The organism is Ruegeria sp. AM1 (genome assembly GCF_056540745.1).
This window is the reverse complement of record NZ_JBQFXH010000022.1, coordinates 1-19,358: the sequence shown is the minus strand read 5'-3', so window position 1 is coordinate 19,358 and position 19,358 is coordinate 1. Positions and strand designations below refer to the sequence as shown.

Sequence of the window (19,358 nt, the reverse complement as noted above, 5' to 3'; positions counted from 1 at the left end):
CCACCGTCTCTCCAGTGCGTCTCCGCCGTCTCCAGCGTCCCAACAACAACCTCAGTAGCGCCGGTGAAGGGCGTTCTAAGTAATACTACAAATACACGCAAGTGGAAAATTCGAAGAAATGGAAAAAAGAGGAAATTATCGTTAAATCAGTCAGTTAAGTGAGAACATCGGATCCGAACCGGCATCTAACCACCGTCAGAGGCCACGAATCCCGTAGTGCGCGCCACTCCTCGACAGACTCAGCTGCGAGTCAGGCAGAGTCGGCACCTCGAAATCGAGCCAAACCACCCGGAAATGGCAGACGGACAATCAGCAAAGCGAGAATCGCAACCAGATAGAGCAACGGTTCAAGCTGGAGGCCTTTGGCCAACATCACATAGTGCAGCGCTGCAAGGATCGCTGCGGGATAGACCAGCAGATGCAATTTGCGCCAAACCGGACCCAATCGGCGCACTGACAGGTTATTTGATGTCATCGCCAGCGGCAGCATCAGCAAGAATGCCCCCATGCCGACAGTAATATAGGGACGTTTGACAATATCGGCCCAGATCTGACCAGGCACCTGAACATCAAGCACAAGCCAGACCAATAGATGCAGACTGACATAAGTGAATGTCAGAACACCGATGGCACGGCGAAACTTCATCAGGTTCAGGCCCACATAGCGCCGCAAGGGAGATATCGCCAACCCAAAGATCAGCAGCTGCAACGCCAGCTCACCCAACTCATGTTCCAGTGCCTCGATCGGCTCGATACCAAGGCCACCCGTCAATCCAAGATAAAGCAGCCATGGCGCGGGCAGCACCCCGAGCACATAGACAACCCAGACCGGTATCCGGCGTAGCAACTGGTTTACGCTCTGCATGATCTTAGTAGTTTTCCTTGAGATCCAACCCTTCATAAAGACCTGCAACCTCGTCCTCATAGCCATTGAACATCAAAGTCGGCTCGCGCTTGGCAAACAGACCTCCGCCAATCCGACGTTCGGAGGCCTGCGACCACCGGGGGTGATCCACTGTTGGGTTTACGTTGCTATAGAATCCATATTCGCGCGGTCCCGCCATATTCCAGCTGGTCGGGGGCTGCGTGTCCGTCAGCGTGATACGCACGATCGACTTGATAGATTTGAACCCGTACTTCCACGGCACCACCAAACGCAGCGGCGCACCGTTCTGATTTGGAATCGGTTTCCCGTAGATGCCCGTCGCCATGATGGTCAGGGGATGCATCGCCTCATCCAGTCGCAAACCTTCGCGATATGGCCAGTCCAGCACCGGGAACTGCACACCCGGCATCTCATCCGGGCGATAGGCGGTCTCGAACGCCACATATTTGGCGCCCTCCTGAACCCCCGCCATGGCCAGCAGATCGGCCAGCTCGAATCCGTTCCACGGGATCACCATTGACCAGGCCTCGACACAGCGGAACCGGTAGATGCGCTCCTCGACGGTCATCTCGGACATGATGTCTTTGAAATCATAATCTCCGGGGCGATCGACCAGACCGTCGATTTTCACACTCCAAGGCTCGGTCACCAACGTATGCGCGTATTTGGCGGGATCATCCTTGCGGGTGCCGAACTCGTAGTAATTGTTGTAAGAGGTAATCTCTTCCCAGGTGTTCGGTTCGGGTTGCTCAGAGGCCCCAGAGGGCCGAACGCCCGCCATCAGACCAACACCGGCAAGCCCGGCCATGATCTGCCGCCGGTTCAGAAACGCCGCCCTTGGGGTGGCGTCTGCATGTGTCAACGTGTTGGTCCAGCGATGCGCCATTTAGGTCTCCGTTATCCGCTTCCTCTTCAGTGAGGTAATGCCTGATACCACAGCACCAAGGAAACAGGCGTCACGATTGAGCGAACAGTTTGTAACGAAAGAGACCATAAGCGCTCTGAAAGGACACAGATGAAGGGCCTGTTGCGGTGATCTGAAAGTGATCCATTGCAAAAGCCTCCGCAGCATTCTTTAACGTCACAGACCGGGCCGGTTGTGTATTGCGGCTCGGACCATGCTACTACTTAAGTTAGAGAATACGACATTGCTTTTTGCTCAAGCGTTCCCCTTTTCGTTCTCGATTTTCTGGCGCATGACGATGGTGCTGCCGGTCATGTTCATAGCGCTGATGCTGTACGGAGTCATCGGCGGCCTGCTGGGGTTCCTGATCGGTTTTCTGGCGCCCGCGCTTTCATTCCTGACGACATTTCTGATCATGGCCTCTTCCAGCGTCCTGCCAACGCTTATCGGCACAAGGATGGGATTACAGGCCAAAGGCATCCAGCCCCGGACGCGCATCTGGGGGTTGTTCCTGCCCGCCATCATCTATGGCGCGGTTGAAGGTGTGAGTATGACTGTGATCCTTGCCCTGATGTCACTATTGTCCCTGTCGGTCCTGTCGCCCGATCTCTTGCAGCTCAATCCGGTCGTCGGGCTGGCCGCGCAATACTCCAACGTCGCGACGGCACCATTGGCGCTGCTGGTGCTGCTGACTGTTTTCCTGTCGATATGTTCCATTCGGGCTAGCTTGCTTGTGCCCATTACGTCCGCCTCGATCGGACGGGACCCGGACGGACTGCCATATACACCCTTCCGGCATTTCAGAGCTTCATTCGGCCCGCTCTTTTCACTGACCGTGGTCAGCTATATTGCGATGACGGCCATATACGCCGTTATCATAATGCTAGTCATCGGCACCGGCGTTGCGGAAACGCTGCAAGCCGAGATCCAAGAGCTGAGCAACATGACGACCGGCTTCGCCCCAATCCGGCCCCTCTGGTCGCTGATTATCTTGCTGGTCGTTTATATGCTTGTCTGGACATGGGCATTCAGCCTGCAATGTGCAGGCGGTGTTCTGGGCTATCTCGATCTGAGGGATACCGCAGACAAACCCGCGTCAGCAACGCCACCTTCCTCGGGGCCAGAACCGATATCGCCAACTGCCAGCACCGGCCCGAAGATGTCGCAGGATGAGCTGCGCGCGCTGCGCAAAAGCCGACAGTCGGGCAATTTCTGACGGCTGCTATTGAGTCTGCGTTTCAAACACTCTGGCGAACAAAGACCCGACCAAAACGGAACCGGTGGGCGTCAGATGATCGCCGTCACGGTACAGGACATCTCCGCCAACAGACGTCAAGCACCCTGCTTCCGAACACAGAACACTGTCGAGCCGGATCGTCTGGGCCCCGGTTTCGGCAATCACCGCATCCAGGCCGGACACGGTTTGAGAAATACGGTCCTGATATGCGTCCAGTGGCAGCACGAAATCATCCGGCGTACCACCAGCCGCAGCATATCGGAAAATAGCCCGCGGCGCGTGCAGGCCAATCTCAGGCGCAGGGTACACGACAAAAACCTGTTTCCCCGCTTGCTGAAGCGCAGAAATTGTCTTTGCCAGGTGGTTTAGAACAAGGTCTTTCTGCCCAGATTCGCGCTGAGGCTCATCCGCCACTACTGAGCTCAGCCGAACGGCACCTTTGTGCGCTTCGAGGGCGCCATAACCTGCACCCTCCAGAAGCGGTTGAAACCGTGTGGCCAGAATAACCGAGTCAATTTCGGGATCGTTCACAATACGATCCAGCATCCAGTTATTCACTTTATCGCAGCTGTAGTTCTTGCCATCTTCACGCTCCAGACCAATCAGGGGCGGGCAACCACATACGCCATAATACCCCGCTCGCACGCCGGCGGCTTCGGCAATATCGGCAACACCGTCCGTCAGATGGGCGGCGTGGCTGTCGCCCCACAGCGCCACCCGCAAAGGCCCGGACGAGCCGAGCTCGCGCAGATAGGGGTCGGTATTTTGCGCCGTTCCGGAATTCAGACACGAAACCGAGGGCCTGACACCGATTGTATCCGCAATACGAACAACGCCTTTATCGAATCGGCCGGGCCACCCTCCGCCGACATGCATGGCGCCGCCTACGCAAACAGCCAGCAGCGCCACCACACCCGACCCAGCGAAAACTGATTTTGCCGGAATGAGAAAGCGGCCCGCCGTTTTGCGCCGGAACGGCTGTTCAACGAAACGCCACGACAAAACCGCAAGCGCCAGAGTGATCACAATGACCCAGACGGTTTCAGAAGTCGTCAGGAACGGCGCATCCCCTCCGGCGGTGTCGATGGCATAATACCGATAAAACACAATGACCGGCCAATGCCACAGATAGAGCGAATAGGACACCAGCCCGACCCAGACTAGAGGCGCGAAAGACAGGAATCTGGATACCAGCGTTTCCCCGCGCGCGCCCGTAGCAAGAATGAGCACCGCGCCAAGGCACGGGACCAGAGCCCAAAAGCCGGGAAACTGGGTCGATGCATCAAACAGAAACACGCTGAACGCTATGCAGGCCAGGCCGCTCGCAGCCAATATTTGATTGAGAAGACCACCCTTCGCGCGCAACGGCATCAGCGCCAGAATTGAGCCCATACCCAGCTCCCAGAAGCGGAATGGGATCAGGAAAAAAGTGGCCTCGGGATAGGCGGGCGTATACATCACGCACAGGGCAAAGGACACCAAGCTGATCGCCAGCATGGACCATAGGGGCTTAAAACGTTGGGCCGCGAGAAACATCAGAAGTAGCGGCACAACCAGATAGAACTGCTCTTCTACTCCCAGCGACCACGTGTGCAGCAGCGGTTTATATATTGAGTCCTGATCGAAGTATCCCGCCTCGATATAGAACAGGATATTCGATGAAAACAGCGTTGCCGCAATCATACTCTGACCGAAATTCTTCAGGTCCTTGGGTGCCTCCAAAAAGCTCGCAAGAACGGTCGAGACAATCAGCACCGCGAACAAAGCAGGCAGTATTCGCCGCGCGCGTTTCTCATAGAAGTCGATGAGAGAAAATTGGTCTTGCGCCAGCGCGCGACTGATAATTGTAGTGATCAAATAACCAGATATTACGAAGAAAATATCGACGCCAACAAAGCCGCCATCAAAACCGGCTATGTTCGCGTGAAAAAAAAGCACCGAAAGAACGGATATGGCCCGCAGGCCATCAATGTCTTTTCTATAGGGTGTCGACATCAAAAAATACTCAAACTAATTTACACAAATCGCACTATGCCGGACTAACTAACATAGGTCGCGATGGTCCAACACAAAAGACCGTGATCTACTCTATACCATTTTGAGAGTAGATGCAGCCCTTGCAGCGCGCAAAGCAACCTAAAAAAACCCGCCATTCCGGCGGGTTTTTGTTCCTTCACATCGCATCCAACAGGTCAATGCACTACGGCATCATCCGGGCGCGGGCGTTCTGATGTTCCGAGACGGTCGCCGATGATCAAACCATCAGTTCCCGCCGCAACAGGAACGGTCTCTCCGTCTTTGATCTCACCTGCCAGCAGGGCCTCGGCTAGCGGGTTCTGCAGGGCGCGCTGGATCACGCGTTTCAACGGACGCGCACCAAAGACCGGGTCATAGCCTTCATTGGCCAGCCATTCCCTGGCTCCATCGTCCAAAGCCAGCTCGATCTTGCGGGCGGCCAGACGTTTTTGTAGGCGTGCCATCTGGATATCGACGATGCCATCCATATCGGCCCGCTTGAGCCGGTCAAAGATGATGGTTTCGTCCAGACGGTTCAGGAACTCGGGCCGGAAATGTGCCCGGACTGCGTCCATCACATCCCGCCGCGCCTGCGCGCTGTCCGCGCCTTCGGGCAACTGGCTGAGCGCTTGACTCCCAAGGTTCGACGTCAGGATTATCAGCGTCTGTTTGAAGTCCACGGTGCGGCCCTGACCATCAGTCAACACGCCATCATCGAGAACCTGCAGCAGCACGTTAAACACATCCGGGTGCGCCTTTTCGACCTCATCAAACAGCACGACCTGATAAGGCCGACGCCGCACGGCTTCGGTCAGCACACCGCCTTCGTCATAACCGACATAGCCCGGAGGGGCACCGATCAGACGGGCAACCGCGTGTTTCTCCATGAACTCGGACATGTCGATGCGCACCATCGCGTTGTCGTCGTCGAACAGGAAGTTCGCCACCGCCTTGGTCAGCTCGGTTTTCCCCACACCTGTGGGTCCCAGGAACAGGAACGAGCCCAGCGGGCGACCTTCGTCATTCAGACCCGCGCGCGCGCGGCGCACGGCGTTGGCCACAGCGGTGACCGCCGCATCCTGACCGATCACGCGGGAATGCAGATCGTCTTCCATCCGCAGCAGTTTTTCACGCTCGCCTTCCAGCATCTTCGAGGTTGGGATACCCGTCCAGCGTTCAACCACGCTGGCGATCTGTTCCGGACGCACCGTTTCCTCGGCCATCATGGCGTTGCTTTCGGCGTTCTCAGCCTCGGTCAGCTTTTTCTCAAGCTCGGGGATGACGCCATAGGACAGCTCACCGGCCTTGGCCAGATTGCCTTCACGCTTGGCGATCTCCAGATCGGCCCGCGCTTTGTCGAGCTGTTCTTTCAGATCACGCGCACCCGCAAGCTTATCGCGTTCGGCCTGCCATTGTGCGGTCATCTCGGCAGATTTCTCCTGCAGATCGGCCAGATCCTTTTGCAAGGTTTCCAGACGATCTTTGGACGCGGCATCATCTTCCAGCTTCAGCGCCTCTTCCTCGATCTGCATCTGCAGGATCTGGCGATCCAGCTGATCAAGTTCCTCGGGTTTGGAATCCACCTCCATCCGCAGGCGCGAAGCTGCCTCATCCACGAGGTCAATAGCTTTGTCGGGCAGGAAACGGTCTGTGATATAGCGATGCGACAGGGTTGCCGCCGACACCAGCGCCGAGTCCGAGATGCGCACGCCGTGGTGCAGCTCATACTTTTCCTTGATGCCGCGTAGAATGCTGATTGTGTCCTCGACGGTCGGCTCAGCCACAACAACGGGCTGGAACCGGCGCGCAAGGGCCGCATCTTTTTCGACATATTTGCGATACTCGTCCAGCGTGGTCGCACCGATACAATGCAGTTCACCCCGCGCCAAAGCAGGCTTGATCAGGTTCGCCGCATCCATGGCACCGTCGGATTTACCGGCACCGACCAGCGTATGCATCTCATCAATGAACAGGATGATTTCACCGGCAGCCTCGGTCACTTCGGTCAGAACGGCCTTGAGGCGTTCTTCGAACTCACCACGGTATTTCGCACCGGCGATCAGTGCGCCCATATCAAGCGCTAGCAGTTTCTTATCCTTCAGCGATTCCGGCACGTCACCATTGATGATGCGCAAGGCCATGCCCTCGGCAATCGCGGTTTTACCCACACCGGGTTCCCCGATCAGAACCGGGTTGTTCTTGGTGCGGCGCGACAGAACCTGCATCGAGCGGCGGATTTCCTCGTCGCGCCCGATGATCGGATCGATCTTGCCCTCCGCAGCCGCCTCGGTCAGGTCGCGCGCGTATTTCTTGAGCGCGTCATAGCCTTCTTCGGCGCTCGCGCTGTCGGCGGTGCGACCCTTGCGAATGTCGTTGATCGCTTCGTTCAGCTTTTGAGCGGAAACGGCTCCAGCCTCCAAAGCCTCTTTGGCCTTGGATTTCACCATGCACAGCGCCATCAGCACCCGTTCGACCGGCACAAAACTGTCACCCGCCTTGGTGGCGATCTTGGTGGCCTCGTCCAGAACCTTGGCAGTCTGGCCGTCCATGTAAATCTGGCTTGCATCGCCGCTGACCTTTGGAATTTTTGCCATCGCGGCATCCAGCGCCTCGACCACACGGTTCGGTGCGCCGCCAGCGCGTGTGATCAGGTTGCTGGCCAGCCCCTGATCGTCATCCATCAATGCTTTCAGAATATGTGTGGGCTCCAGCCTCTGGTGCCCCTCGCGCAGTGCAATAGTCTGCGCCGCCTGCACGAAACCCCGTGCCCGCTCGGTGAACTTGTTCAAGTCCATGCGTCCTCTCCTTTTCCAAGCGCCCTAAATATGATGCGCCCGCTTGGCGGCACGCGTCGGTCTGGGCCTCACATTCAATCTGGGAAATATCTTTGGCAGTTCAAGGGGCTGGGCGGGCAATTCCTGCGCTATTCGCGCGGAACGGAATAAACCGTATAGCCCCCGGTTTCCGCCACCTCCTGCGCCCCATGCATGTCGACCAGCGACTGCGCGGCGTTGCTGCCTGTGGGGCAGGACACAAGGTCCGCCGTATGGTCCAGAAACTCGGCGGTAAAGGCGGTTTCACCCGTGACCTGGCACCAATCATCCGCCGTTCTGTATCCGCGTATCAGGTTCAGGTTGTCATTTGTGGGCGGCGGGGCCGGGTCAACGATGACATCCGGCACCGGATCCGCCGTATTCTCCTGACACGCCCCAAGAACAATCGCGAATCCCAGCACAGCCAGTCTTTTCATGTCTTGTCCCTCTTGATGATGACCGCACCGACCATAGCACATGGACAGACCGCCCCGAACCCGTTAGGACGCAGACGTTTGCCAAAAAGGAGCGCCCCATGTCCGACGACCGCCTGATTGTAGCCCTCGACGTCCCGAACGCCTTGCAGGGCCTGGCCATTGCCGAACGGCTGGGGGATGCGGTGTCGTTTTACAAGATCGGGCTGGGCATGCTGACCGGAGGCGGGCTGGCCCTGGCCAACGAGCTGAAACAGGATCACGGCAAGCGCATCTTTCTGGATATGAAACTGTTCGACATCGGCAATACGGTCGAAAACGCTGTACGCGGGCTGGCGCAGTTTGATCTGGATTTCCTGACCGTCCATGGCGACCCGCATGTGGTGCGCGCCGCCAAAGAAGGCGCGGCTGGCAAGGACATGAAGATTCTGGCGGTGACCATCCTGACCTCGCTGAATCGCGAAGATCTGGATGCCGGGCTGATGAAAGACGGGGACGTTCAGGAGCTTGTGGTCGAACGCGCAGCCCGCGCGCTTGAGGCCGGTGCCGATGGCGTCATCGCCAGCCCGCAAGAGGCTGCGCTGATCCGCGCGCTGCCGCAGGCCGAGGGCCGATTGATCGTCACGCCGGGGGTGCGCCCCACCGGGGCCGCGCTGGGGGATCAGAAACGCGTCGCGACACCGGCGTCGGCCATTGGCGACGGCGCAGATCACATCGTTGTCGGCCGCCCGATCTATCAGGCAGACGATCCAAAAGCGGTCGCAGAGGCCATTCTGAACGAGTTAAATTCCTTGACACGGCACTAATCCGCACGCGGCATCGTCGGAAAAATCACCCCAGAACGATGCACAAGCAGTTGACCTCGCGTCAATTTTGGCTTTTGCCGCGCCAAATTGACCCTGTGCCCCAAAACACACATGAAAGCTGCGTGTTTTGGGAGATGCGGCTTAAACCTATATAAATATGCGGATTTGCGCGATTCTAAGGGGGAATACTCCCCAACGGGTCATCTTCCTGAGCCCGTTACCTTCCCCCCGCCGATGTGTGGGGGGTCTTCTTTTTCACCACCCCCCCGGCCCTGCGGTCAGAGATCGGCTTCGGCGAGAAACAGGCTCAGCCGATGGGCAAAACCGGGAATGGCCATCGGATGCGCCATATAGTTGCCGGGCGTCATCAGGCACCATCCCTGCCCCTCATCCCCGAACCGAACCCGTGCGGCATCGGAGGGCGGGCGCTGTGCCACAAAAAACCAGTTGGCACCAAATTGACGGGACCAGACAAAATCCTCGCCAGACAACTGTAGCCCGACCTCTTCCATCGTTTCCCGGATGACGCAGGCAAGCGGGGCCTCGTCCCCTTCGCGACCACCGCCCGGCAAATCCAGATGGCCAGGAAACGGGATATCCGGTTTGTCGTCTCTTTCGATTACCAAAAGATCCGTCCCAAGAAACAAAGCCGTTTTTGCGCCGGTGAAGTCCATATGCGTCTTTTGATTTGTTCGCATCAGAGGTAAATTCTAGTCGATCGCCGAAACGTTCCAAGCCCATGCCGGCAGAGAAGTGAACATATGCCCGCCCTGTGTCGAGATTGCTTTGCTCAGCTGGATCAGGACTCCAGATGCCCCTCTTGTGGCAGCCCCCGCATCACGTCGCACCCTGAACTGTTTGATCTGACCATCGCGCATATGGATTGTGATGCGTTTTATGCCTCGGTCGAAAAGCGCGACAATCCAGACCTTGCCGACAAACCTGTCATTATCGGTGGTGGCAAACGCGGCGTGGTCTCAACCGCCTGTTATGTGGCGCGCATTCGCGGGGTGCGATCAGCCATGCCGATGTTCAAAGCCCTGCAGCTGTGCCCGGAGGCCGTGGTGATCCGGCCGCGCATGTCGGTCTATGCCGATATCTCGCGGCAGATTCGCGCGATGATGGATGAATTGACCCCGGATGTAGAGCCGCTGTCGCTAGATGAGGCGTTCATGGATCTTTCTGGCACCGCCCGTCTGCATGGCGCGCCACCTGCCGCGATGCTGGCCAAACTGGTGAAGCGCATGAAGGATGAACTAGGCCTGACCGGCTCGATCGGGTTGTCGCATAACAAGTTTCTGGCCAAGGTCGCCTCGGACCTCGACAAGCCGCGCGGGTTTTCCGTGATCGGGCAGGCCGAAACAGCCGCCTTTTTGCACAATAAACCCGTCCGGCTGATCTGGGGCATCGGCCCAGCAGCGCAAGAGTCGCTGGACCGCGCCGGAATTCGCACCTTTGCCGACCTGCTGCGCTGGGATCAGGAGGCGTTGACGGCGCGCTTTGGGTCGATGGGATATCGGCTATGGCATCTGGCGCGCGGTCAGGACAAGCGCCGCGTCTCGGCGGATGAGCCGATTAAATCGATCAGCAATGAAACCACGTTTTTCGAGGATACCGCCAGCATCGATATTCTGGATGGTCACATCTGGCGCATGTCCGAAAAAGTATCAGACCGTGCCAAGGCCAGAAGGCTGGCTGGTCGTGTCGTCACGCTCAAGCTGAAAAAGGCCAATCACAAGATACTGACGCGGCGGGTCTCGTTGCGCGATCCGACGCAGATCGCGGATCGGATCTATCGCACCGCGCGCAACTTGTTCGATCAGGTGGGGGACGAAGGGCCATATCGGCTGCTGGGCTGCGGCCTGTCTGATCTGTGCGCCGAAGATCAGGCCGATATTTCCGGCGACCTTCTGGACCCCGGCGCGACGCGGCGATCACAGGCCGAGCGGGCAACAGACAAGATACGTCAAAGATTCGGGACCAACGCCATCGTCAAAGGGCGGTCTTTGCGCTGATCACCTACTCGGCGGCCAACCGGGTTGATTGCGGGCTGATACAGGCAATCTCGGCGATGACATCGCGCAGAATATCCCTGAACGCGTCAAAATCGGCGCTCAGCTCGATGGTTTCCTCGTCCATATACAGCGAGCGGTCGATCTCAATCTGAACGGCGTGCTGGTGACGCCCCGGACGCCCATAGGTCTGCGTCACATAGGCCCCGGCAAAGGGCGCGTTTCGGGCCACGTTCAGCCCGGCGGCAGCAAAGGCCGCCTCGATCTGGTCCACAACTGCCCCCGACGCCGAAGCGCCAAACCGATCACCCAGAACAATATCAGGTTTGTTGCCGCGGGCATTGCCTGAGATGGCAACCGCCTCATGCGGCATGGAGTGGCAATCGATCAGAATCGCCTGACCAAACTGTTCATGAGAATCGGCCAACAGAGATTTGAGGCGTGCATGATAGGGGCGCCAGAACGTATCAATGCGCAGCCGCGCCTCATCCATCGTCAGCTTGCCGCGATAGATCGCGCGGCCATTGGCAACCACGCGCGGGATCACACCCAGCCCCGAGGCAACGCGCGGGTTGTGACCCTGTTTGCGCGCGCCCAGAATCAGGGCCGGGTCCAGCTCATCCGCGTTGCGGTTCAGGTCCAGATAGGCCCGTGGCATCGCGGCTTTGAGAAAAGGCGCGCCAAAATCTGCCGCCGCATCAAACAGCAAATCCACATAAGCATCTTCGGATGAACGAATCACATTGCGGTTCAGAACCGTGCGCTTTACCAGCGCCGCAGGGTAATCCCGGCCACTATGCGGCGAGGAAAACACCACGCAGGACGTGCGCTTAGCCGGCATTTCCAATCGGTAGGCTGAGTTCTGCATGGGCGCTCCTTGTTCATACCGAACATAGACCGGAAAATAGTTCTTCCAAACCCCTTGATCCCCCAAACGACTCCTTTTATAGAGCCCGCTACCGGCGCGGGGTTCCGCGCCCCATTTCGTTATGGGGCAGGTCACGCAAAGGTTCGTGGGCGGTTAGCTCAGCGGTAGAGCACTTCGTTGACATCGAAGGGGTCACAAGTTCGATCCTTGTACCGCCCACCATCGTTTCACTGTTCCGGGGCTCCGGGACACCCGACTAACCCAGGCGCTGGCCACGTCTTTGATGAAGGCGCCGCAGATTGGAGACAGACCATGAAGGTCAAGAACTCGCTCCGCTCGCTCAAGAACCGGCACCGTGATTGCCGCATTGTGCGTCGCAAAGGCCGCGTCTACGTGATCAACAAGACGCAGCGCAAGTTCAAAGCTCGCCAGGGCTGAGAACTGCATATTACTGTTTGAAAGAACCGCGCCGTCAAGCGCGGTTTTTTTGTTTGCGACCAGCTGTCTGAACGGGCGTTATTGCGACCACAGCGCTGTCTCAGGATAGAACTGGGACCATGCGAACCAAAACGCCTGATGGCTGCCCAGATCGGCCCCATTCGCATCCACGGCCCTGATACCGCCCGCATCGCGCACAAGCCGCACGTTTTCAAATGCGATCTCTTTGCCCCGGTTCAACGCCAGCCAGGCGGCGCTGCGCTGAAAGGCGACAGGCTGGCCCGATGCGGTCACGACGCCAATGATATCCTCTTGCACCGGCAGGCGCGGGTCGACATCACCCACCGGGAAAATCGGGCCGTTGGCATCCCGCCCATTGCGGAAGTCGGGATCCCGGCCCAGAGCATATCGTTCCAGCAAGACGGTGGTCTCGGGATGTGCCTGCTTCCAGGTGCCCCAGTCCGTTGTCACGACGCTTGCCTGTTTCAGCTTGATTCCCTTTCGGGCAAGCGGCCCGGTGACCGCGTGACCCAGAAAGGTGTCAAAAATCGAATAGGTGTTCAGGTCATACATCACTTTGTTGGACCGGCTCAGCAAACCGGATGTGCGCAGGACGGGGCGTTTCACGCCACCGGGCAGGCGATCGGTGAAATAGGCCTGCGCCGCGCCGCACAGGGTGCAGTATGGAATCCCCAAAGCCCGTCCACCTAGCGTGTCATTGACCATTTCGCGAACTTCCATGATGCGGCGCGGATAGGCGCGGTACTCGCCGTTGACCTCAATGCCAAAAACGATGTCGTCATCATCAAGCCAGGTCGCCTCCTCGGCTGAGCTGACCTCGGGGTTGTCCGCTGCCGGGATGCAGTCACAGGACCTGTCCGTCTGGTCATAGGGCCGGTCATCGATCAGAACACCGCCCCATGAGACCAGCCGCCAATCGATATCGCCTTCGACAAAAATCCGGTCCCAGCCGGGAACAACGCCGGTGAATATCTCACGCTTGAGCGGCAGATAGCCCGGTGGTTCCGGTATATCCCAAGCCAGCAGGTGATCTGTGACCGATCCCCAAGGGTTCCGACGTTTGATCCTTTTCCCCAAAAGCTCTGAGGCCGCATCGGTCAGCCTTTTGTCCAGACGCTGCGAGGATGAGAAACGCATGAGGTCGCTGATCACCCAGACCAGTCTGGGGTCTTTCGACTGCGCCACCGCCGACAGGGCCGCGGTCTGTTCATCCCCCCAGCGCGGATCGCTGACGATCTCGACCAGCGCGATACGAACCGATCGCTCCAGTTCAGGCGACAGGGCTCCGGTGGGGACCTGGGGCGGCTTGCCGAACTCTTTGATCACATGATCCGGCAAGGGCTCGGATTCAAGCGCGTGTGCCGCAAACGATACCGCCAGGAACATGGCAGAAAGCAGCACGCGCGCTGCATTTTGAAGTCGGGTCATCCTTGGCCTCCTTATTGACTGCAATCGCCGCTTGGTCGGGCAGTACATCCCGCTGAGCGGCCTTTCTCTGTGCAAATACTGCGCGGTCATCAGGGCTGCGCCCAATCACGTTTCAACAGGCTTTTGTGAGGGGCCGTATTTCCGTCGAAAACCGCAAAGCCACGTGGCTGTCAGAACCCTGCGACGGGCTGCGGCACTATTTCCCAAGTAAATCTATCAGATTTCCTTGCATCCCTCTCAGAATCGTTTAATTGACCAAATCAGTCGGGTTAACCCGCTCAGATTTACAATGTTGGGACACATCATGTTGAAATCCTCCACCAGTATTGCCGCCGCACTGACCGCTCTGATCGCCACATCCGCAGCGGCGGAAGGTGAACTGAACCTCTATTCTTCGCGCCATTATGACACGGATGAGCGTCTGTATTCCGATTTCGAAGACGCAACCGGCATCACCATCAACCGCATCGAAGGCAAAGCGGATGAACTGATTGCCCGGATGGAAGCCGAGGGCGCAAACTCGCCCGCCGACCTGTTGCTGACCGTTGACACATCGCGCCTTGCGCGGGCCAAGAATGCGGGCCTGCTGCAAGCCATCGACAGCGAGGTGCTTGAGCAGCGCATCCCGGCCAATCTGCAGGACGAAGACAACCAGTGGTACGGTTTCTCGCAGCGCGCGCGCATCATCTTCTTTGACAAGGACGAGGTCGCCAATCCGCCTGCGACCTATCTGGACCTTGCCAAACCTGACTACAAAGGTCTGGTCTGCATCCGTTCGTCCAGCAACACCTATAACCAGACGCTGCTGGCCTCGATCATCACCAACCATGGCACCGAGGCTGCCAAGACTTGGGCCGAAGGCGTTGTCGCCAATATGGCGCGCGAGCCGCAAGGCGGCGACACGGATCAGCTGCGCGGCATCGTCTCGGGTGAGTGCGAGATTGCGGTGTCGAACTCGTACTACTTTGCCCGTGCGATGCGCAAAGACGTCAAAGGCCTCAGCGCTGACATCGAAATGATCGGCCTGCAGTTCCCCGCGCAGGACGCTCAGGGCGCGCATATGAACCTGTCGGGCGCCGGCGTGGCCGCCAATGCGCCCAACAAAGAGAACGCCATCAAGTTCCTTGAGTATCTGGCAAGCGATCAGGCGCAGGTCTATTTCTCGAACGGCAATGACGAATTCCCAGCCGTCGACGGCGTCGCGCTGGCCGAAAACGTTGCCGCCCTCGGTGAGTTCAAGGCCGATGACGTGAACCTGTCGGAGGTGGCCAAGAACATCCCCGAAGCGCAGAAAATCTTTAACGAGGTTGGCTGGAAGTAAACCGGTCAAAATCTGAACAGCCAAAGGGATGCAGAAGACTCTGCGTCCCTTTTTCTATTGCACCATCATCTTTTCTGGGTACTATTCTCATATATGGAACTGATTCTCATATATGGCCATGCTGGATGATCTCTCACTTCGCCTCGCCTCGCGGCTGAGCGAGCTGCGCCAAAGCCGCAACTGGTCGCTGGACCAGCTAGCGCAGCACAGCGGCATCAGCCGCGCGACCCTGTCCCGCATGGAAAAGGGCGAGGTCAGCCCAACTGCAGAAAGCCTGGGCCGCCTTTGCGCCGCTTATGGTCTGCCGATGTCACGGCTGCTGATGATGGTCGAGGATAGCTTTGACCCAAGGGTACCGTTCGAACGGCAGGTCGAATGGCGCGACCCAGAGACTGGGTTTACGCGCCGCTCCGTCTCACCCCCGGCTGCGGGGCTGAGCGCTGAGGTGCTTGAATGCCATCTGCCGCCGGACACCACGATTTCATACGATGCGCCACCCAAACCCGGTCAGGAACACCACCTCGTCGTGTTGGACGGGCAGCTGACGCTGACGGTCGAGGCGACTTCACATGCGCTCAGCGGTGGCGACTGCCTGCGGTATCACCTGTCGGGCCCGACCCGGTTTGAAACGACAGCCGCGCGCGGTGCGCGTTATATCCTGGTGCTGATATGATCACCCGACTGGACCCTGCATATTTCGAGACCGCGCTGGGTGATCTGACCGATATCCTGCATACCTGCGTGCATACCGGGGCCAGCATCGGTTTTGTCCTGCCGTTTTCCCAAGCAGAGGCCAGGACCTATTGGCAAGACCGCGTGCTGCCGGGCCTGCACTCTGGTGCGCTGGATGTGTTTGCCGCCTATGGCGATGGGCGGATATTGGGAACGGTGCAACTCATCCCGGCGGATATGCCCAACCAACCCCATCGCGCAGATGTGGCCAAACTGCTGGTCCACCCGCAGGCACGGCGGCGCGGGCTGGGCCGCGCGCTTATGGGCGCGCTTGAGAACCGCGCGGCAGAGTTGGGAAAGTCCATGCTGGTTCTCGACACGCGCAGCACTGACCCCTCGCGCATTCTATATCAGAGCATCGGCTTTCAGATCGCGGGCGAGATTCCGAACTACTGCCGCAACCCGTTCGAGAACAGATTCGAGCCCACGACCTATATGTATAAGTCTCTGCGCTAGCTCCGCGGCTCAGAACCGCAGAAAATCAACTGCATGGCCTTTCGGCAAGGCATCGGCTGCAGCCGGCAAGACCGCCAGCCCGTCTGCCTGCGCCAGCAGAGCCACCCGCCCGCTGTAAGAGCCCGCCATCAACCGCAGCACAGGCCGGCCATCCGACGATGTGCCCACAACGCAGACGGGCCGATATTCCTGCCGTCCTGCATGCCGTTGCAGTGGCTCGGCCAGGCAGGCCTGTTCCGGCCTCACATCAACAGGCAGCAATCCGGCGCGGCGCCGCATCATCTGGCAGCCGATGACCTGCCAGGTCACAAAGGCCGAGACCGGATTGCCCGGCAAACCGACATACAGCGCATCCCCCTGTCGGCCAAAAAGGATAGGCTTTCCGGGCTTCATAGCCACTTTCATAACGTCAATCTCACCACCGATCTGCGCAAAAAGCCGGGGCATGTGATCTTCGTCCCCAACCGAGACACCACCCGTTGTGACGATCAGATCAGAATTGCTGCAGGCCGCGCGCAAGACCTGTTCGAGGGTTTCGGGATCATCCTTGACCGGCCCCATATCCGACAGTTCGGTCCACGGCTTGTCCAATAGCGCCCGCAGCATGTACCTGTTCGAGTTGTAGATCTGTCCCGGCCCAAGCTCTGCCCCCGCCTCGCGCAGCTCACTGCCTGTCGAAAACAGCGTGACCTTAAGCTTGCGGCACACGCGCACCGCGCCGTATCCCGCTGCCGCAAGCGCTGCAACCTCGCGCGCGCCAATCTCGCATCCGCGCCTCAGGATCAGCGCCCCCGCCCGCGTGTCTTCGCCCGCGCGACGGATATGCTGGCCCGGTCGCGGTTTGCGACTGAACTGGATGCCCCCATCCGCCAGCACGCAATCTTCCTGCATGATCACCGCATCAAATCCCTCGGGCACCGGTGCCCCGGTCAGGATGCGCAGCGCATATCCTTTGGGCGCCGAATGCGCGCCACTGTCACCTGCAGCCACACGGCCCGCCAGCGGCATCCTGACCACCGCATCGGACCCCAGATCAGCGCATCGCACCGCATACCCATCCATGGCAGAATTGTCGAAAGCGGGCATATCGACCTTGCTGACACAATCCTCAGCCAGAACCCGGCCAATGGCATCCGCCAGCGGCAACATCTCGGTCCCCGTCACCGGTTCGGCAACTGACAAACCCCGACGCAGCGCTTCCTCCACCGAGACATACATCTGTGCATGCCTGTCGCAGGCGCACCCATCGGCCATTTGATCCCTCCATAACGCAACAGCATTTCACAACCGCACCACGCCCTTTTTTAAGGACCGACTCGGTTCGCAATCTGTTGCCAATGAACACCACCGCCGGAACGCCGTCATTGACATAGGTCACGATGGCCGCGCCGGGCGATACGGTCATCTAGGGCTTTGGGACGGGTTTGAATGGCGACCCCGGCAGAACGGGGTGAACCAAAAAGTTTCAATGGCTTACCAACAAAAGTTCCAAATAGTACCGTCATAGGGAATCAATGGCTTACAAGGTGCAGTTCCAACTTTTTTGAGAACTGGACGGCCCAAAAGAAAGTCGCCGGAAGGGTTGCAGCCCTGTCCGACGACAAACAAAAGTTCAATGCCAATCCTGACTACCAGAACTCCCGGAATCCCGCAAGCTTGGGATGTGAGGTGCAGTCATGACGCAGCACCTCACACATGGCGGTTTGCCGGATGGAATGACACGCTGGCAGTTCTTCAGGTTGATTGAGCGCGCGCGATGTCAGCTGGGCCTTAGCAAGGGCGCAATCGCCTATCTGAAGGTCGCAATCTCCAACACGATGGAGGAGGACTTTCTTGCAGGCCGGATTTGCAGTTTCTGGACTTCCGTTACCAAAATTGCTGCCCAAGCTGGGATTAATCGACGTCAGATTGCGCGCATCGAAGCATGGTTAATTGGACAGGGTTTTCTCATCAAAACGGCTTCGGATCACAGCCGTCGAGCTGGTTCCCGAAAGAACGGGAAGATTGGCCATGAATTTGGGATCAACCTTGCTCCGCTGATTGCCCGTACAGTCGAGATTCAGGCCGCGGCAAGAAAGGCTGTGTTTGAAGAAGAGGAAGCCGAACGGCTTCGCGCCCGAATTAAGAAGCTCTTCGGTGATATCCGCAGGCATGGCCTTAGCGAGGCAATGGAGGCTGCGGAAGAAATTCTGCCCAACCGCCGCCCCTCGACCATCGAGAACTTCGAACGCCTGAAGCAGGTTACTGAAGCCTTAGAAGCGGTTTGGGATGACTTTTCAGATGAATGCAGTAGGGGCGAAAAGTCCCACCTGTGCGACATTTCACCCCCACCCAATACAAACAAAGAAAATAAAAACAAAACTTGTAGGGCTGAGAAACATCGCGATGTGCAATCAGTGTGCACAACACCAGCGCAAGTTGCGCTGCTGGCCAGTAGGCCGCTCCAAGAACTGATTGAATTGTACTGGAACGAGGTGGACAAACGTGGCCTTCTCAGTTGGCGAACGATCCAGTTGGCTACAAGGGAACAGGCCAATCAGCTTGGAATTCGATCCAGCACCTGGCAACGGCAATGTGACTCACTTGGCCTCAAACGCGCGGCCATATGCTTGGTGATCGCAGACCGTAATGCAGAGAGAACAGACGGTTTCAAGGTAAGAAATGCCGCAGCCGCGTTCGTCGGCTTGGCTCGATCAGAAGCTCTCAAGAAAGCTGTCGTTGATCGACTCATTGGCGAGCTGACCTACTCAACCACGCAATTTGATCGAGGGAGCTAACCATGATCACCCCACAAGAACATAGCACTTTCTGCTCGCTCAAAGTGCCAGTTGCTGTTGCATCACATCCGCAAATTGTTGCTGATCTGAGTTTTGGTGAATGTTTGTCGGAAAACGATTGGCTCGCTCCGTTGTTGTCGGGAAAAGCCGTAGCGGAGTTCGGCTGCGGTGCGGGGTTTAGAGCCGCATATCTCGCACCATACGCGCGT

At 58.2% G+C, this 19,358-nt stretch carries 18 protein-coding genes and 1 tRNA gene; 10 read left to right on the top strand and 9 right to left on the bottom strand.

All coding sequences use genetic code 11. The annotated features are described in order from the left end of the window. Positions 1–250: 250 nt before the first annotated feature. The gene (gene msrQ, locus ACR0I7_RS19640) at positions 251–865 is read right to left on the bottom strand and encodes a protein-methionine-sulfoxide reductase heme-binding subunit MsrQ (RefSeq protein WP_480514006.1); all 615 of its coding nucleotides are present in this window, start codon (positions 863–865) and stop codon (positions 251–253) included. A 4-nt stretch (positions 866–869) separates the two neighbouring features. Further along, on the bottom strand, positions 870–1,772 hold the full coding sequence (gene msrP, locus ACR0I7_RS19635; protein WP_480514004.1) for a protein-methionine-sulfoxide reductase catalytic subunit MsrP: 903 nt from the start codon (positions 1,770–1,772) through the stop codon (positions 870–872). A 232-nt stretch (positions 1,773–2,004) separates the two neighbouring features. On the opposite strand from msrP, the gene ACR0I7_RS19630 reads away from it, so the two are divergent. Next, entirely contained in the window at positions 2,005–3,006 is a 1,002-nt protein-coding gene (locus ACR0I7_RS19630) for a hypothetical protein (RefSeq protein WP_480514002.1), read from the top strand. Between the two features lie 6 nt (positions 3,007–3,012). Here the strand turns inward: ACR0I7_RS19630 and ACR0I7_RS19625 are convergent, their stop codons facing one another. From ACR0I7_RS19625 to ACR0I7_RS19615, 3 genes are all read right to left on the bottom strand, one after another. Beyond that, positions 3,013–5,022: an acyltransferase family protein gene (locus ACR0I7_RS19625; RefSeq protein WP_480514000.1), complete on the bottom strand. Its 2,010-nt coding sequence runs from the start codon at positions 5,020–5,022 to the stop codon at positions 3,013–3,015. A 197-nt stretch (positions 5,023–5,219) separates the two neighbouring features. Beyond that, positions 5,220–7,838, bottom strand: a complete 2,619-nt coding sequence (gene clpB / locus ACR0I7_RS19620; RefSeq protein WP_480513998.1) for an ATP-dependent chaperone ClpB — start codon at positions 7,836–7,838, stop codon at positions 5,220–5,222. Between the two features lie 128 nt (positions 7,839–7,966). Then, a complete protein-coding gene (locus ACR0I7_RS19615; RefSeq protein WP_480513996.1) occupies positions 7,967–8,293 on the bottom strand; it encodes a hypothetical protein in 327 nt (108 codons plus the stop codon). Positions 8,294–8,391: 98 nt separating this feature from the next. On the opposite strand from ACR0I7_RS19615, the gene pyrF reads away from it, so the two are divergent. Continuing rightward, a complete protein-coding gene (gene pyrF / locus ACR0I7_RS19610; RefSeq protein ID WP_480513994.1) occupies positions 8,392–9,096 on the top strand; it encodes an orotidine-5'-phosphate decarboxylase in 705 nt (234 codons plus the stop codon). 278 nt (positions 9,097–9,374) lie between these two features. Here pyrF and ACR0I7_RS19605 read toward each other — a convergent pair whose 3' ends face one another. Beyond that, complete coding sequence (locus tag ACR0I7_RS19605) at positions 9,375–9,794, bottom strand: NUDIX hydrolase (RefSeq protein ID WP_480513992.1); 420 nt, start codon at positions 9,792–9,794, stop codon at positions 9,375–9,377. Between the two features lie 63 nt (positions 9,795–9,857). Between ACR0I7_RS19605 and ACR0I7_RS19600 the strand changes: the two genes are divergently transcribed. After that, entirely contained in the window at positions 9,858–11,111 is a 1,254-nt protein-coding gene (locus tag ACR0I7_RS19600) for a DNA polymerase IV (protein WP_480513991.1), read from the top strand. Positions 11,112–11,115: 4 nt separating this feature from the next. On the opposite strand, the gene ACR0I7_RS19595 is transcribed toward ACR0I7_RS19600, so the two are convergent. Next, positions 11,116–11,976 carry an N-formylglutamate amidohydrolase gene (locus ACR0I7_RS19595; RefSeq protein ID WP_480513989.1) on the bottom strand — a complete coding sequence of 287 codons (861 nt, stop codon included), beginning with the start codon at positions 11,974–11,976 and terminating at the stop codon, positions 11,116–11,118. Between the two features lie 147 nt (positions 11,977–12,123). Here ACR0I7_RS19595 and ACR0I7_RS19590 point away from each other — a divergent pair. After that, positions 12,124–12,198: transfer RNA gene (locus ACR0I7_RS19590), tRNA-Val, on the top strand. A 90-nt stretch (positions 12,199–12,288) separates the two neighbouring features. Next, positions 12,289–12,414 (top strand): type B 50S ribosomal protein L36, encoded by a 126-nt coding sequence (ykgO, locus tag ACR0I7_RS19585; RefSeq protein ID WP_008755722.1) that lies wholly within the window; start codon positions 12,289–12,291, stop codon positions 12,412–12,414. Positions 12,415–12,492: 78 nt separating this feature from the next. Here ykgO and ACR0I7_RS19580 read toward each other — a convergent pair whose 3' ends face one another. Further along, on the bottom strand, positions 12,493–13,863 hold the full coding sequence (locus ACR0I7_RS19580) for a DUF3179 domain-containing (seleno)protein (protein ID WP_480513987.1): 1,371 nt from the start codon (positions 13,861–13,863) through the stop codon (positions 12,493–12,495). Between the two features lie 304 nt (positions 13,864–14,167). Between ACR0I7_RS19580 and ACR0I7_RS19575 the strand changes: the two genes are divergently transcribed. The 3 genes from ACR0I7_RS19575 (at position 14,168) to ACR0I7_RS19565 (ending at position 16,372) form a co-directional block, all read left to right on the top strand. Then, positions 14,168–15,184, top strand: coding sequence for a Fe(3+) ABC transporter substrate-binding protein (locus tag ACR0I7_RS19575; protein ID WP_480513985.1), 1,017 nt, complete (start codon positions 14,168–14,170; stop codon positions 15,182–15,184). Positions 15,185–15,302: 118 nt separating this feature from the next. Continuing rightward, positions 15,303–15,857, top strand: coding sequence for a helix-turn-helix domain-containing protein (locus tag ACR0I7_RS19570; protein ID WP_480513983.1), 555 nt, complete (start codon positions 15,303–15,305; stop codon positions 15,855–15,857). Continuing rightward, on the top strand, positions 15,854–16,372 hold the full coding sequence (locus tag ACR0I7_RS19565; protein WP_480513981.1) for an N-acetyltransferase family protein: 519 nt from the start codon (positions 15,854–15,856) through the stop codon (positions 16,370–16,372). The genes ACR0I7_RS19570 and ACR0I7_RS19565 overlap by 4 nt, the downstream gene beginning before the upstream one ends. Positions 16,373–16,381: 9 nt before the next feature. Here ACR0I7_RS19565 and ACR0I7_RS19560 read toward each other — a convergent pair whose 3' ends face one another. Then, positions 16,382–17,626, bottom strand: coding sequence for a molybdopterin molybdotransferase MoeA (locus tag ACR0I7_RS19560; protein ID WP_480513980.1), 1,245 nt, complete (start codon positions 17,624–17,626; stop codon positions 16,382–16,384). Positions 17,627–18,048: 422 nt separating this feature from the next. Between ACR0I7_RS19560 and ACR0I7_RS19555 the strand changes: the two genes are divergently transcribed. Together ACR0I7_RS19555 and ACR0I7_RS19550 are read left to right on the top strand one after the other, a co-directional pair. Further along, a complete protein-coding gene (locus ACR0I7_RS19555; protein WP_480513978.1) occupies positions 18,049–19,149 on the top strand; it encodes a helix-turn-helix domain-containing protein in 1,101 nt (366 codons plus the stop codon). 2 nt (positions 19,150–19,151) lie between these two features. Beyond that, positions 19,152–19,358 (top strand): hypothetical protein (locus ACR0I7_RS19550; protein WP_480513976.1); only part of this gene is annotated, 207 nt, incomplete at its 3' end.